Origin of the sequence: Neorhizobium sp. T6_25, assembly GCF_002968555.1 — a bacterium.
GTDB lineage: Bacteria > Pseudomonadota > Alphaproteobacteria > Rhizobiales > Rhizobiaceae > Neorhizobium.
In genome coordinates this window covers 98,555-110,962 of sequence record NZ_PVBL01000015.1, presented here as the reverse complement: position 1 = coordinate 110,962, position 12,408 = coordinate 98,555, and the positions used below count along the sequence as shown (strand labels likewise).

Annotated in this window: 20 protein-coding genes; 1 reads left to right on the top strand and 19 read right to left on the bottom strand. The window is 59.7% G+C overall.

Features of this window, described 5'->3' with window-relative positions; translation table 11 throughout:
- Window positions 1–7 precede the first annotated feature (7 nt).
- The 19 genes from rpsN to rpsL all read right to left on the bottom strand — a co-directional run bounded on the left by rpsN (window position 8) and on the right by rpsL (window position 11,479).
- Entirely contained in the window at window positions 8–313 is a 306-nt protein-coding gene (gene rpsN / locus C5L10_RS20055; RefSeq protein WP_007770129.1) for a 30S ribosomal protein S14, read from the bottom strand.
- 33 nt (window positions 314–346) lie between these two features.
- Window positions 347–904: a 50S ribosomal protein L5 gene (gene rplE / locus C5L10_RS20050; protein WP_038585847.1), complete on the bottom strand. Its 558-nt coding sequence runs from the start codon at window positions 902–904 to the stop codon at window positions 347–349.
- On the bottom strand, window positions 897–1,205 hold the full coding sequence (gene rplX, locus C5L10_RS20045; RefSeq protein ID WP_105419443.1) for a 50S ribosomal protein L24: 309 nt from the start codon (window positions 1,203–1,205) through the stop codon (window positions 897–899). Before rplX ends, rplE begins: the two co-directional genes overlap by 8 nt.
- A gap of 12 nt (window positions 1,206–1,217) precedes the next feature.
- The gene (gene rplN / locus C5L10_RS20040; protein WP_007770138.1) at window positions 1,218–1,586 is read right to left on the bottom strand and encodes a 50S ribosomal protein L14; all 369 of its coding nucleotides are present in this window, start codon (window positions 1,584–1,586) and stop codon (window positions 1,218–1,220) included.
- Between the two features lie 235 nt (window positions 1,587–1,821).
- Complete coding sequence (gene rpsQ / locus C5L10_RS20035; RefSeq protein WP_037084728.1) at window positions 1,822–2,058, bottom strand: 30S ribosomal protein S17; 237 nt, start codon at window positions 2,056–2,058, stop codon at window positions 1,822–1,824.
- Window positions 2,059–2,069: 11 nt separating this feature from the next.
- Window positions 2,070–2,270, bottom strand: coding sequence for a 50S ribosomal protein L29 (rpmC, locus tag C5L10_RS20030; protein WP_046605441.1), 201 nt, complete (start codon window positions 2,268–2,270; stop codon window positions 2,070–2,072).
- A gap of 12 nt (window positions 2,271–2,282) precedes the next feature.
- Window positions 2,283–2,696: a 50S ribosomal protein L16 gene (rplP, locus tag C5L10_RS20025; protein WP_007770145.1), complete on the bottom strand. Its 414-nt coding sequence runs from the start codon at window positions 2,694–2,696 to the stop codon at window positions 2,283–2,285.
- Between the two features lie 38 nt (window positions 2,697–2,734).
- Window positions 2,735–3,475, bottom strand: coding sequence for a 30S ribosomal protein S3 (gene rpsC / locus C5L10_RS20020; protein ID WP_007770147.1), 741 nt, complete (start codon window positions 3,473–3,475; stop codon window positions 2,735–2,737).
- Entirely contained in the window at window positions 3,475–3,864 is a 390-nt protein-coding gene (gene rplV / locus C5L10_RS20015) for a 50S ribosomal protein L22 (protein ID WP_007770149.1), read from the bottom strand. The genes rpsC and rplV overlap by 1 nt, the downstream gene beginning before the upstream one ends.
- A gap of 2 nt (window positions 3,865–3,866) precedes the next feature.
- Window positions 3,867–4,145 carry a 30S ribosomal protein S19 gene (gene rpsS, locus C5L10_RS20010; protein ID WP_007770151.1) on the bottom strand — a complete coding sequence of 93 codons (279 nt, stop codon included), beginning with the start codon at window positions 4,143–4,145 and terminating at the stop codon, window positions 3,867–3,869.
- A 15-nt stretch (window positions 4,146–4,160) separates the two neighbouring features.
- Entirely contained in the window at window positions 4,161–4,997 is an 837-nt protein-coding gene (rplB, locus tag C5L10_RS20005) for a 50S ribosomal protein L2 (protein ID WP_037084730.1), read from the bottom strand.
- Between the two features lie 11 nt (window positions 4,998–5,008).
- Window positions 5,009–5,302, bottom strand: a complete 294-nt coding sequence (locus C5L10_RS20000) for a 50S ribosomal protein L23 (RefSeq protein ID WP_037084732.1) — start codon at window positions 5,300–5,302, stop codon at window positions 5,009–5,011.
- Window positions 5,299–5,919 carry a 50S ribosomal protein L4 gene (gene rplD, locus C5L10_RS19995; protein WP_037084733.1) on the bottom strand — a complete coding sequence of 207 codons (621 nt, stop codon included), beginning with the start codon at window positions 5,917–5,919 and terminating at the stop codon, window positions 5,299–5,301. Before rplD ends, C5L10_RS20000 begins: the two co-directional genes overlap by 4 nt.
- A gap of 13 nt (window positions 5,920–5,932) precedes the next feature.
- The gene (gene rplC / locus C5L10_RS19990) at window positions 5,933–6,574 is read right to left on the bottom strand and encodes a 50S ribosomal protein L3 (protein ID WP_037084734.1); all 642 of its coding nucleotides are present in this window, start codon (window positions 6,572–6,574) and stop codon (window positions 5,933–5,935) included.
- A gap of 37 nt (window positions 6,575–6,611) precedes the next feature.
- Window positions 6,612–6,920 (bottom strand): 30S ribosomal protein S10, encoded by a 309-nt coding sequence (rpsJ, locus tag C5L10_RS19985; protein WP_003547547.1) that lies wholly within the window; start codon window positions 6,918–6,920, stop codon window positions 6,612–6,614.
- Window positions 6,921–7,182: 262 nt separating this feature from the next.
- On the bottom strand, window positions 7,183–8,358 hold the full coding sequence (tuf, locus tag C5L10_RS19980) for an elongation factor Tu (protein ID WP_105401079.1): 1,176 nt from the start codon (window positions 8,356–8,358) through the stop codon (window positions 7,183–7,185).
- A 67-nt stretch (window positions 8,359–8,425) separates the two neighbouring features.
- The gene (gene fusA, locus C5L10_RS19975) at window positions 8,426–10,525 is read right to left on the bottom strand and encodes an elongation factor G (RefSeq protein ID WP_105431105.1); all 2,100 of its coding nucleotides are present in this window, start codon (window positions 10,523–10,525) and stop codon (window positions 8,426–8,428) included.
- A 33-nt stretch (window positions 10,526–10,558) separates the two neighbouring features.
- A complete protein-coding gene (gene rpsG / locus C5L10_RS19970; RefSeq protein ID WP_007755828.1) occupies window positions 10,559–11,029 on the bottom strand; it encodes a 30S ribosomal protein S7 in 471 nt (156 codons plus the stop codon).
- A 78-nt stretch (window positions 11,030–11,107) separates the two neighbouring features.
- Window positions 11,108–11,479, bottom strand: a complete 372-nt coding sequence (gene rpsL, locus C5L10_RS19965; RefSeq protein ID WP_003547537.1) for a 30S ribosomal protein S12 — start codon at window positions 11,477–11,479, stop codon at window positions 11,108–11,110.
- Between the two features lie 484 nt (window positions 11,480–11,963).
- Between rpsL and C5L10_RS19960 the strand changes: the two genes are divergently transcribed.
- A complete protein-coding gene (locus C5L10_RS19960; RefSeq protein ID WP_046605717.1) occupies window positions 11,964–12,257 on the top strand; it encodes a hypothetical protein in 294 nt (97 codons plus the stop codon).
- The last annotated feature ends 151 nt before the right edge of the window (window positions 12,258–12,408 follow it).

The following is a 12,408-nucleotide window of genomic DNA, read 5'->3' as shown; positions in this document are numbered from 1 at the left end:
GATCTCCTTACCAGCTCGACTTGACGATGCCCGGCACCTTGCCGAGATTGCCGAGCTCACGAAGCGCAATACGCGACATCCTGAGCTTACGATAGAAAGCGCGTGGGCGACCGGTGACTTCGCAACGGTTGCGGATACGCGTCTTCGAGCCATCGCGCGGCAGAGAAGCGAGCTTCAGGGTTGCCTTGAACCGTTCTTCGATCGAAAGTTCCTGGTTCATGATGGTTGCCTTCAGGGTCGCACGCTTGGCGGCTTGGTTGGCAACTGTCTTGCGGCGGCGCTTGTTCTTTTCAACTGCGCTGGTTTTCGCCATATGGGAGTTCCTTCTAAACGCTCGTCGTTACGGTTACTGGCGGAACGGGAAGTTGAACTCTTTCAAGAGAGCCCGTGCTTCGTCGTCCTTGGTAGCCGTCGTGCAAACGATGATGTCCATGCCCCACATCTGATCAACCTTGTCGTAGTTGATCTCAGGGAACACAATGTGTTCCTTGATGCCCATGGCGAAGTTGCCACGGCCGTCAAAGCTTTTCGGGTTCAGGCCACGAAAGTCGCGAACGCGCGGGAGCGCGATGTTGATCAGACGGTCCAGGAATTCGTACATGCGGGCGCCGCGAAGCGTGACCTTGGCACCGATCGGCATGAATTCGCGAACCTTGAAGCCCGCGATGGAATTCCGTGCCTTGGTGATGATCGGCTTCTGGCCTGCGATGGCGGCCAGGTCGGCAGCAGCCACGGAAGGCTTCTTCGAGTCAGCCGTCGCTTCGCCAACACCCATGTTGATGACGATCTTGTCCAGCTTGGGGATCATCATGTCGTTTGCGAAGGAGAACTGCTCCTTCAGCGCGGCGCGGATACGGGAATTGTATTCCACCTTGAGCCGCGGCTCATATTTTGCCTCAGCCATCGATCACATCTCCCGTACGCTTGGCTACACGCACCTTCTTGCCGTCGATGACGGAGAAGCCAACGCGGGTCGGCTTGCCGTCTTTCGCGACGATCGCGATGTTCGACAGGTGAATGGACGCTTCCTTGTTGATGATGCCGGCTTCCTGCGTCTGAGACTGACGCTGGTGGCGCTTCACCATGTTGATGCCACGCACGACGGCGCGGTCTTCCTTCGGCATAACCTGGAGGACTTCGCCGGAGCGGCCCTTGTCCTTGCCGGCGAGTACGACGACGCTGTCGCCCTTCTTGATCTTGTTCATCGCATGAGCTCCTTACAGTACTTCCGGAGCCAGCGAGATGATCTTCATATGGTTCTTGGCGCGAAGTTCGCGCGGAACCGGTCCGAAGATACGGGTGCCGATCGGCTCTTTCTTGTTGTCGATGAGGACCGCTGCGTTGTTGTCGAAGCGGATGACGCTGCCGTCCGGACGACGGATGTCCTTGGCGGTACGCACAACAACCGCCTTCATCACGTCACCCTTCTTGACGCGGCCGCGCGGGATGGCTTCCTTGATCGAAACGACAATGATGTCGCCGATGGAAGCGTACTTGCGCTTGGAGCCGCCCAGCACCTTGATGCACATGACACGACGTGCGCCGGAATTATCCGCCACGTCGAGGTTTGTTTGCATCTGAATCATGTCAGGTCGCCTTTTTCTAATGACCGAAACGACCGGGCGTTAAAAACGCCCCGTTTCGGCTTATGGACAGAATCTCGTTGTGCGCGGGTGGGGTCTTGCCAAGGTGGTTTCCTTAAAAGGACCTTCCCTGCGCTCAAAGCAAAAGAACGCTCGTTTCCGAGCGTCCTGCGCCAGTGGGGTGCTTCTTACAGGATTCTGCGCCGGGCGCAAGGCCCAGACGCGGATCCGAAGCAAATTAAGCCTGGGCGGAAACAACCGTCCAGGTCTTGTCCTTGGAGATCGGCGCGCATTCCTCGATGGAAACGACGTCACCTACCTTGTACTGGTTATTCTCGTCATGCGCCTTGTACTTCTTGGAACGGCGGACCGTCTTCTGAAGCAGCGGATGCGCGAAGCGGCGCTCGACCCGGACAACAACGGTCTTCTCGTTCTTGTCGGAAACTACGACGCCCTGCAGAATGCGTTTCGGCATATTATTTTTCCTTAGGCCTTGGCTTCTGCCGCCTTCTGGCGGGCAATGGTTTTCACGCGGGCGATGTCCTTGCGAACTTCGGTGATGCGCGAGGACTTCTCGAGCTGGCCGGTTGCCTTCTGGAAGCGCAGGTTGAACTGCTCTTTCTTCAGGTCGGCGAGCTTGTCCTTGAGCTGATCGGCCGTGAGGCCGCGAACGTTTTCGGCTTTCATGTGCCTTGCTCCTTACTCTGCGATGCGCTGTACGAAGCGCGTCTTGACCGAGAGCTTGGCAGCACCGAGACGAAGCGCCTCGCGGGCGAGCTCCTCGGAAACACCGTCGATCTCGAACATCATGCGACCGGGCTTGACCTTGCAGGCCCAGTATTCGACGCCGCCCTTACCCTTACCCATGCGGACTTCGGTCGGCTTTGCGGTGACCGGAACGTCCGGGAACACGCGGATCCAGACACGGCCGGCGCGCTTCATCGCGCGGGTGATCGCGCGGCGGGCCGCTTCGATCTCGCGGGCGTTGACGCGGTTGGGTTCCTGGGACTTCAGACCAAATTCACCGAAGGCCAGGTCGAAGCCGCCCTTGGCCACACCCTTGATGCGACCCTTGAACTGCTTGCGATACTTGGTACGCTTTGGCTGCAACATTTTCTTACTTCTCCGAGCTTATCTTTCGCCAGCGTTGATCAAGCGTTTTCGCGGCGGCGATCGCCACGGTCACCACGATCGCCGCGTTCGCGGCTTGCGGGACCCTGGGCATCGCCTTCCATGGCGCGACGTTCAGAAGCCATCGGATCGTGCTCAAGGATTTCGCCCTTGAAGATCCAGACCTTGATACCGCAGATGCCGAACGCGGTTTCGGCTTCCGCCGTACCGTAGTCGATGTCTGCACGCAGCGTATGAAGCGGAACGCGACCTTCGCGGTACCATTCGGTACGGGCGATTTCAGCACCGCCGAGACGGCCGGCGCAGGTGATCTTGATGCCTTCGGCGCCGAGACGCATGGCCGACTGAACGGCACGCTTCATCGCACGGCGGAAGGCCACGCGACGCTCGAGCTGCTGGGCGATCGACTGGGCGACGAGCGTCGAGTCGATTTCCGGCTTGCGCACTTCAACGATGTTGAGATGCGTTTCCGAATTGGTCATCGTCGCGATCTTCTTGCGAAGCTTCTCGATGTCAGCGCCCTTCTTGCCGATGATCAGGCCCGGGCGAGCCGAGTGGATCGTGACGCGGCACTTCTTGTGCGGGCGCTCGATGACCACCTTGGCGATACCGGCCTGCTTCAGCTCCGACATCAGGTAGGCGCGGATCTTCAGGTCCTCATGGAGGAGCTGACCGTATTCCGCGTTGTCGGCGAACCAACGGCTGTCCCAGGTGCGGTTAATGCCGAGGCGGAAACCGATCGGATTAATTTTCTGGCCCATTATGCAGCCTCCCCTTTTTCCTCGACTTCGCGGACGACGATCGTCAGATGCGAGAAAGGCTTCTCGATCCGCGATGCACGGCCGCGGCCGCGAGCGTGGAAGCGCTTCATCACGATCGACTTGCCTACATAGGCTTCCGAAACGATCAACGCGTCGACGTCGAGGTCATGGTTGTTTTCGGCATTGGCGATTGCAGACTCGAGGGTCTTCTTCACGGTGCCGGCGATGCGCTTGCGCGAGAATTCGAGTTCCGCAAGCGCGCGTTCGACCTTCTTGCCGCGGATCATGGCGGCAACGAGGTTCAGCTTCTGGGGGCTGACGCGGAGCGTACGCGCAACTGCCTGCGCCTCGTTATCCTTCAGCCGGCGTTCGGTCTTAGCCTTCGCCATGATTACTTCCTCTTCGCCTTCTTGTCCGCGCCGTGACCGTAATAGGTACGGGTGGGAGCGAATTCACCGAACTTGTGTCCGACCATGTCTTCGTTGACGCTGACCGGAATGTGCTTGCTGCCGTTGTAGACGCCAAACGTCAAACCAACGAACTGCGGCAGGATGGTGGACCGACGGGTCCACATCTTGATTACTTCACTCCGTCCGCCTTCGCGCACCTTCTCAGCCTTCTTGAGAAGATAGCCGTCAACAAACGGACCTTTCCATACTGAACGAGCCATTAGTGACTTCCTCTCTTACTTCTTGCGCTGGTGGCGCGAACGCATGATGAACTTGTCCGTGGACTTGTTCGAACGTGTGCGCTTGCCCTTGGTCGGCTTGCCCCAGGGGCTGACCGGATGACGGCCACCCGAGGTGCGGCCTTCACCACCGCCGTGCGGATGGTCGACCGGGTTCATGACGACGCCGCGGTTATGCGGACGCTTGCCGCGCCAGACGGTACGACCGGCCTTGCCGTCGTTGATGTTGCCGTGATCCGGGTTGGATACAGCACCGATCGAAGCCAGGCAGGAGCCCGGTACGAGGCGCTGTTCGCCGGAGTTCAGGCGCAGGATCGCCATGCCGGCATCGCGGCCGACGAGCTGAACGTAGGTGCCTGCGGAGCGAGCCATCTGGCCACCCTTGCCCGGCTTCATTTCGACGTTGTGAACGATCGAGCCGACCGGGATGTACTGCAGCGGCATCGTGTTGCCGGGCTTTACGTCGACGGCCTTTTCGGACGCGATCACCTTGTCGCCGGCAGCAAGACGCTGCGGAGCCAGGATGTAGGCCTGCTCACCGTCGGTATAGGTGACGAGAGCGATAAAGGCCGTGCGGTTCGGGTCGTATTCCAGACGCTCGACCGTGCCTTCGACGTCGAACTTGCGACGCTTGAAGTCGATCAGGCGATAGGTACGCTTGTGACCGCCGCCGATAAAGCGAGCGGTGATGCGGCCGTAGTTGTTGCGACCGCCGCTCTTGGAGAGACCCTCGGTGAGCTTCTTGACGGGCTTACCCTTCCAGAGGCCGGACCGGTCGACGATGACCAGCTGACGCTGGCTCGGGGTCGTCGGGTTGTAGCTTTTCAATGCCATTATCTTATACCTCAGAGACCGGTGGAGACGTCGATCGTCTGACCTTCGGCCAGGGTAACGACAGCCTTCTTGACGTCCTTCTGCTTGCCGATGAAGCCGCGGAACCGCTTCACCTTGCCCTTACGGACAAGCGTGTTGACGGCCGTGACCTTCACACCGAAAAGCGCCTCTACGGCAGCCTTGATTTCCGGCTTGGAAGCAGTCTTGGCAACGTTGAAGACGACCTGGTTCTGTTCAGATGCCATGGTCGACTTTTCGGTGATCGAGGGAGATACGATCACATCATAGTGGCGGATGTCGGTCACTTGAAACGCTCCTCTAGAGCTTCCACCGCGGCCTTGGAAAGCACCAGCTTGCCGCGACGCAGGATGTCGTAAACATTGATGCCCTGAACCGGCAAAACATCGACGTTCGGGATGTTCTGGGCTGCGAGCTTGAAGTTGCTGTCGAGCTCAACGCCGCCGATGAACAACACGTTGGTGAGGCCGAGCGAAGCAAACGAACCGGCAAGTGCCTTGGTCTTTGCTTCGGCGGCAACCAGGTTGTCGACGATGATGATGTCTTCAGCCTTCATCTTTGCAGAGAGGGCGTGACGGAGAGCCAGCGCGCGAACCTTCTTCGGAAGGTCATGCTCGTGGCTGCGAACGACCGGGCCGTGGGCCTTGCCGCCGCCGCGGAACTGCGGAGCGCGAGCCGAATGGTGACGAGCGCGGCCCGTACCCTTCTGCTTGTACATCTTGGCGCCGGTGCGGGAGACTTCAGCACGACCCTTGGTCTTGTGCGTGCCCTGCTGCTTCTTGGCGAGCTGCCAACGAACCATACGGGCCAGAATGTCTTCGCGGGGATCGAGGCCGAAAATCTCGTCCGACAGGGCTACCTTGCCGGCGTCTTTTCCCTCGAGGGTCTTGACGTTAAATTCCATGTGCTTGGCTCCCTTACTTCGCGGCCGACTTGACGGCATCGCGAACGACGATCCAAGCGCCCTTGGAGCCGGGAACGGCACCCTTGACGAGGATCAGGCCACGGTTCTCGTCGGTGGAAACGACTTCGAGGTTCTGGGTGGTGATACGCGTCTGGCCCATGTGACCAGCCATGCGCTTGCCCTTCCAGACCTTGCCCGGATCCTGGTTGTTACCAGTCGAACCATGCGAGCGGTGCGAAACGGACACACCGTGCGTGGCGCGGAGACCACCGAAGTTATGGCGCTTCATGGCGCCGGCGAAACCCTTACCGATCGAGGTACCGGTGACGTCCACCAGCTGACCCGCCGTGAAGTGACCCGCCGTCAGCTCGGTGCCGACGTCGATCAGATTGTCTTCGGAAACGCGAAACTCGACGAGCTTCGCCTTCGGCTCGACTTCGGCAACGGCGAAATGGCCGCGCAGCGCCTTGGTCGTGTTCTTTACCTTGGCAGTGCCGGCACCCAGCTGAACGGCAGTGTAGCCGTTCTTGTCTACGGTGCGCTGAGCCACGACCTGGCAGTTTTCCAACCGCAATACGGTTACAGGGACATGCTCGCCTGCGTCGTTGTAGACGCGCGTCATTCCCACCTTCTGTGCAATTACACCTGAACGCATCGGTTCAATCCTTCTCACTCAGCCCGAGACAGAAGTCTCAGAGCTTGATCTCAACATCGACACCAGCGGCGAGGTCGAGCTTCATCAGCGCGTCCACCGTCTGCGGTGTCGGGTCAACGATATCGAGAAGGCGCTTATGCGTGCGCATCTCGAACTGCTCGCGGCTCTTCTTGTCGATGTGGGGGGACCTGTTAACCGTAAACTTCTCGATGCGGGTCGGAAGCGGAACGGGGCCCCGGACGCTTGCGCCGGTGCGCTTCGCCGTCGACACGATCTCGCGCGTCGACGCGTCGAGAATGCGGTGATCGAACGCCTTCAGGCGAATGCGGATATTTTGGCCGTTCATTCGACGTTATCCTTGTTGTCTGTTTATCCACGTGCCAACCCAATAGGGCACGGGTTGTTCTCTTACCTTAAGGCGGACCACCGGTTTCAAAGATCGAAGGGGACACCGAAATACGGCGTCCCTTTCCAGTCTTCGGGCCTTTGGCCCACCTTGTCTGTTCATTGCCCGCCTCGAACCCGAAGCAGACGGCAAATCACGCTCGCGCGCCATTTGCTACATTTTTGTGTCATACGCAAGCGGCCAGGGCCGCTTGCGTTAAAACTTACTCGACGATCGAAGCGACGATGCCGGCGCCGACGGTGCGGCCGCCTTCGCGGATTGCGAAGCGCAGCTTTTCTTCCATCGCGATCGGGTTGATCAGCGTCACCTTAACGGTCACGTTGTCGCCCGGCATGACCATTTCCGTGCCTTCCGGAAGCTCGACGATGCCGGTCACGTCCGTCGTGCGGAAGTAGAACTGCGGACGGTAGTTGGTGAAGAACGGCGTATGACGGCCGCCTTCTTCCTTCGTCAGGATGTAGGCTTCTGCCATGAAGACAGTATGCGGCTTGACCGAACCCGGCTTGCAGAGAATCTGGCCACGCTCGACGCCGTCACGCTGGACGCCACGGATCAGCGCGCCGATGTTGTCGCCGGCCTGACCCTGGTCGAGCAGCTTGCGGAACATTTCAACGCCGGTCACCGTCGTCTTGGTGGTGGCGCGGATGCCGACGATCTCGACTTCTTCGCCGACCTTGACGATGCCACGCTCGACGCGGCCGGTCACGACCGTGCCACGGCCCGAGATCGAGAACACGTCTTCGATCGGCAGCAGGAACGGCAGGTTGATCGGACGCTCAGGCGTCGGGATGTAGGCGTCGACAGCGGCCATCAGCTCGCGGATCGAATCTTCGCCGATCTTCTTGTCCGAATCTTCGAGAGCGGCCAGCGCCGAACCCTTGATGATCGGGATGTCGTCGCCCGGGAAATCGTAAGAGGTCAGAAGTTCGCGCACTTCCAGCTCGACGAGCTCGAGAAGCTCGGCGTCGTCGACCTGGTCGACCTTGTTGAGGAACACCACGATCGCCGGAACGCCGACCTGACGGGCGAGCAGGATGTGCTCGCGGGTCTGCGGCATCGGGCCGTCGGCTGCCGAGCAAACCAGGATCGCGCCGTCCATCTGCGCCGCACCGGTGATCATGTTCTTGACGTAGTCGGCGTGGCCGGGGCAGTCGACGTGGGCATAATGGCGGGCCGGCGTCTCATATTCGACGTGCGCCGTCGAAATGGTGATGCCGCGAGCCTTTTCTTCAGGAGCCGCGTCGATCTGGTCATAGGCCTTGTACTCGCCGAAGTACTTCGTGATCGCGGCCGTCAGCGACGTCTTGCCATGGTCAACGTGACCGATCGTGCCAATGTTGACGTGCGGCTTGTTGCGCTCAAACTTGCTCTTTGCCATTTCCGGCTTCTCCGTTCTTATCCCCGTCAGGGGTTATTCTCTAATTGATTGGGCGGGGTTACCCCGGTCACTTCTGACCGGAGTACTTAGCCTGGATTTCGTTTGCGACGTTGGTCGGAACCGGTGCGTAGTGATCGAAGGTCATCGAGTACTGCGCGCGGCCCTGGGACATGGAGCGCAGGTTGTCGACGTACTTGAACATGTTCGCCAGCGGCACGTGGGCATTGATCACGACGGCGATGCCGCGCGATTCCTGGCCCTGGATCTGGCCGCGACGGGAGTTCAGGTCGCCGATCACGTCACCGACGTAATCTTCCGGAGTGACGACTTCGACCTTCATCATCGGCTCGAGGAGCTGGGCACCGGCCTTCTTGGCTGCTTCACGGAAGCAGGCGCGGGAGGCGATTTCGAATGCCAGAACCGACGAGTCGACGTCGTGGAAGGCGCCGTCGATGAGGGTCGCCTTGACGCCCAGCATCGGGAAGCCAGCCAGCGGGCCGGAAGACAGAACACTTTCAATGCCCTTCTGGACACCCGGGATGTATTCCTTCGGAACAGAACCACCGACGATCTTGGACTCGAACTTGAAGTCGTCGCCGTCCGGGTTCGGTTCGAAGACGATCTTGACGCGCGCGAACTGACCGGTACCACCGGACTGCTTCTTGTGCGTGTAGTCTTCTTCGTGCTTGCGCGTGATGGTTTCGCGGTAAGCAACCTGCGGAGCACCAACGGTAGCTTCGACCTTGAACTCGCGACGCATGCGGTCGACGAGAATGTCGAGGTGAAGTTCACCCATGCCGGCGATGATCGTCTGGCCGGATTCCTCGTCGGTCTTGACGCGGAAGGACGGGTCTTCAGCAGCCAGGCGGTTGAGCGCGAGGCCCATCTTTTCCTGGTCGCCCTTGGACTTCGGCTCGATGGCGATCTGGATGACCGGCTCGGGGAATTCCATACGCTCGAGGATGACCGGCTTCAGCGGATCGCAGAGCGTGTCGCCCGTGGTGGTTTCCTTGAGGCCTGCGAGAGCGACGATGTCGCCAGCGAAGGCTTCTTCGATGTCTTCACGGGAGTTCGAGTGCATCTGCAGCATACGGCCGACGCGCTCGCGCTTTTCCTTGACCGTGTTCAGCAGCGCAGAACCCTTTTCGAGCTTGCCCGAATAGATACGGCAGAAGGTCAGCGAACCGACGAAGGGGTCGTTCATGATCTTGAACGCCAGCATGGAAAGCGGCTCGGTGTCATCGGGATGACGGTCGATTTCGGCTTCGGTCTTGACGTCGATGCCCTTGATCGCCGGAATGTCTGCCGGGGACGGCAGGAATTCGACAACCGCGTCGAGGAGCGGCTGAACGCCCTTGTTCTTGAAGGCAGAGCCGCAAAACATCGGGAAGAACTTGACGTCGATGGTGCCGCGACGGATGAGCGCACGGATCTTATCGTTGTCCGGCATGATGCCGTTCAGATAGTTTTCCATGGCTTCTTCGTCGATGTCGACAACCGTTTCGATCATCTTTTCGCGGAATTCTTCGGCACGAGCCTTCAGGTCTTCCGGGATTTCGACGACGTCCCACATAGCGCCGAGCGATTCGTCGCGCCAGACGAGAGCGTTCATCTCGATCAGGTCGACGATGCCCTTGAACTCGGTCTCAGCGCCGATCGGCAACTGGCAGACAACCGCAATCGCGCCGAGACGCGTCTTGATCATCTCGACCGAGCGATAGAAATCGGCGCCGGTCTTGTCCATCTTGTTGCAGAAGATCAGGCGCGGAACGTTGTACTTGTCGGCCTGGCGCCAGACGGTTTCCGTCTGCGGCTCAACGCCGGCATTGGCGTCGAGAAGAGCGACCGCACCGTCGAGCACGCGCAGCGAACGTTCGACTTCGATGGTGAAGTCGACGTGGCCGGGGGTGTCGATGATGTTGAAGCGGCGCATCTTGCCGTCGCGGCCCTTCCAGAAGGTCGTGGTCGCAGCGGAAGTGATCGTGATGCCACGCTCCTGCTCCTGCTCCATCCAGTCCATCGTGGCTGCGCCGTCGTGAACTTCGCCGATCTTATGCGACTTGCCGGTGTAATAAAGAATACGCTCGGTGGTCGTGGTCTTGCCGGCGTCGATATGCGCCATGATACCGAAATTGCGGTAGTCTTCGATTTTATATTCGCGAGCCATAGGACTGCCTTTCGAAATTCGATCGAGTGAAGATTACCAACGGTAATGCGAGAATGCGCGGTTGGCGTCGGCCATCTTGTGCGTGTCTTCACGCTTCTTGACGGCGCTGCCACGGTTGTTTGCAGCATCCATAAGTTCACCGGAAAGGCGATCGACCATCGTCGTTTCGTTGCGCTTGCGGGCAGCAGCGATCACCCAACGGATCGCGAGAGCCTGACGGCGCTCGGGACGAACGTCGACCGGAACCTGGTAGGTCGCACCACCGACGCGGCGCGAACGAACCTCGACATGCGGCGCGACATTGTCGAGCGCCGAATGGAAGATACCCAGCGGGTCGGCCTTGGCCTTGCCCTGCACGACGTCGAACGCGCCGTAAACGATGTTTTCAGCCACGGACTTCTTGCCGTGGAGCATGATCGCATTCATGAACTTCGTGACGACCAGATCGCCGAACTTCGGGTCCGGGTTGATCTCACGCTTCTCTGCACTATGGCGTCGGGACATACTTCTCGTCTCTCAATTGTTGCGGGCGCTTTACCACGCGGAGAACCTCGCGCAGCGCCGGATAATCAGAATGCCGAATTACTTCGGACGCTTCGCACCGTACTTGGAACGGCGCTGCTTGCGGTTCTTGACGCCCTGGGTGTCGAGAACGCCGCGGATGATGTGGTAGCGAACGCCCGGCAAGTCCTTGACGCGGCCGCCGCGGATCATCACGACGGAGTGTTCCTGCAGGTTGTGGCCTTCACCCGGGATATAGCCGATGACTTCAAAGCCGTTGGTCAGGCGGATCTTGGCAACCTTACGCAGAGCCGAGTTCGGCTTCTTCGGGGTCGTCGTGTAAACGCGGGTGCAAACGCCGCGCTTCTGGGGGTTTTCCTGCAGAGCAGGAACCTTGTTACGCTTTACGTTCGCCTGGCGAGGCTTACGGATCAGCTGGTTTACGGTAGGCATTCAACCATCCCTTACGTTTTTCTCAGTACCCTTTCGGGCCGATCTGATGCCGTTTCCGGCGGCGGCACACACATTTCCTCATGCGCAAAACGTGGCCCGATCCGCTTTTCGGATGGACCACAAAAAGCAGAGGACGCATTCCTCATGCGTCGTGCGTGCAGCATTCGTGTCTTCAACGTGCGTATGGAACCGTGTCTGAGGCGTACTCCGGAACGAGTCGTTCCGAACGGGCAAGCCTCACATCGCTTCCGATGCGGGGCGTGTACTGTTTTCCCCCCTGCCCGTCAAGACCAAATCCTAAATTATTGCCCCAAACCCTTGGTTTCGGGGCCAAACGGAGGGTTTCGAGACAGGGTTTCGAGAAATATGAGATGCCCTCGCGGATAATGTTTGGGAATCACCGCTGATCGCACTAAAGAGTGCGGGAACCTTCCGTTCCGCCTCGTCTTCGGACGATACTAGGGATTCGCTCGCGGAGATGACCATGATCGCCACACCCGACAATGACAACAACCTCGACGGGCCGATGGTCTTCATCATCATCGGCAAGGGCTACGAGACGAAGGGCACCGAAGGCATCGAGCTGCATATCATGCTGCGCGCTCCGGACGACGATTCCGCCGTGCGCGAGGCGCTCAACGCCCTCTCGGAAGAAGGCTTCATCGAGGCCGACCTCGACCAGATCGGCGTCCTGACCGACGAACCCACCGAGGAGCCGCACGCCTCGGCCTACCAGGGCGCGCTCGAAGGCGAAGTCGCGATCATCCGGTTCGAGTAGTCTCGATCTTCGAAGAGGCCTGACCGCCCTCGCCTCCTCCCGCTGAGGCTGCAGGAATGCCCCCTTCCGCTTACCGGTTTGTCCCTTCCCACCTCACCAGTAGAGCTGCGCGCCCTATCCAAGCCCGCCGTATTCGCGGCGCCCCCGGTCT

What these genes read in the sequence shown, in the direction of transcription:
- rpsN (WP_007770129.1), bottom strand. Translation starts at nt 313, where the DNA reads ATGGCGAAAACCAGCGCAGTTGAAAAGAACAAGCGCCGCCGCAAGACA.
- rplE (WP_038585847.1), bottom strand. Translation starts at nt 904, where the DNA reads ATGGCTGAGGCAAAATATGAGCCGCGGCTCAAGGTGGAATACAATTCC.
- rplX (WP_105419443.1), bottom strand. Translation starts at nt 1,205, where the DNA reads ATGAACAAGATCAAGAAGGGCGACAGCGTCGTCGTACTCGCCGGCAAG.
- rplN (WP_007770138.1), bottom strand. Translation starts at nt 1,586, where the DNA reads ATGATTCAGATGCAAACAAACCTCGACGTGGCGGATAATTCCGGCGCA.
- rpsQ (WP_037084728.1), bottom strand. Translation starts at nt 2,058, where the DNA reads ATGCCGAAACGCATTCTGCAGGGCGTCGTAGTTTCCGACAAGAACGAG.
- rpmC (WP_046605441.1), bottom strand. Translation starts at nt 2,270, where the DNA reads ATGAAAGCCGAAAACGTTCGCGGCCTCACGGCCGATCAGCTCAAGGAC.
- rplP (WP_007770145.1), bottom strand. Translation starts at nt 2,696, where the DNA reads ATGTTGCAGCCAAAGCGTACCAAGTATCGCAAGCAGTTCAAGGGTCGC.
- rpsC (WP_007770147.1), bottom strand. Translation starts at nt 3,475, where the DNA reads ATGGGCCAGAAAATTAATCCGATCGGTTTCCGCCTCGGCATTAACCGC.
- rplV (WP_007770149.1), bottom strand. Translation starts at nt 3,864, where the DNA reads ATGGCGAAGGCTAAGACCGAACGCCGGCTGAAGGATAACGAGGCGCAG.
- rpsS (WP_007770151.1), bottom strand. Translation starts at nt 4,145, where the DNA reads ATGGCTCGTTCAGTATGGAAAGGTCCGTTTGTTGACGGCTATCTTCTC.
- rplB (WP_037084730.1), bottom strand. Translation starts at nt 4,997, where the DNA reads ATGGCATTGAAAAGCTACAACCCGACGACCCCGAGCCAGCGTCAGCTG.
- rplD (WP_037084733.1), bottom strand. Translation starts at nt 5,919, where the DNA reads ATGGAATTTAACGTCAAGACCCTCGAGGGAAAAGACGCCGGCAAGGTA.
- rplC (WP_037084734.1), bottom strand. Translation starts at nt 6,574, where the DNA reads ATGCGTTCAGGTGTAATTGCACAGAAGGTGGGAATGACGCGCGTCTAC.
- rpsJ (WP_003547547.1), bottom strand. Translation starts at nt 6,920, where the DNA reads ATGAACGGCCAAAATATCCGCATTCGCCTGAAGGCGTTCGATCACCGC.
- tuf (WP_105401079.1), bottom strand. Translation starts at nt 8,358, where the DNA reads ATGGCAAAGAGCAAGTTTGAGCGCAACAAGCCGCACGTCAACATTGGC.
- fusA (WP_105431105.1), bottom strand. Translation starts at nt 10,525, where the DNA reads ATGGCTCGCGAATATAAAATCGAAGACTACCGCAATTTCGGTATCATG.
- rpsG (WP_007755828.1), bottom strand. Translation starts at nt 11,029, where the DNA reads ATGTCCCGACGCCATAGTGCAGAGAAGCGTGAGATCAACCCGGACCCG.
- rpsL (WP_003547537.1), bottom strand. Translation starts at nt 11,479, where the DNA reads ATGCCTACCGTAAACCAGCTGATCCGTAAGCCTCGCCAGGCGAACGTA.
- C5L10_RS19960 (WP_046605717.1), top strand. Translation starts at nt 11,964, where the DNA reads ATGATCGCCACACCCGACAATGACAACAACCTCGACGGGCCGATGGTC.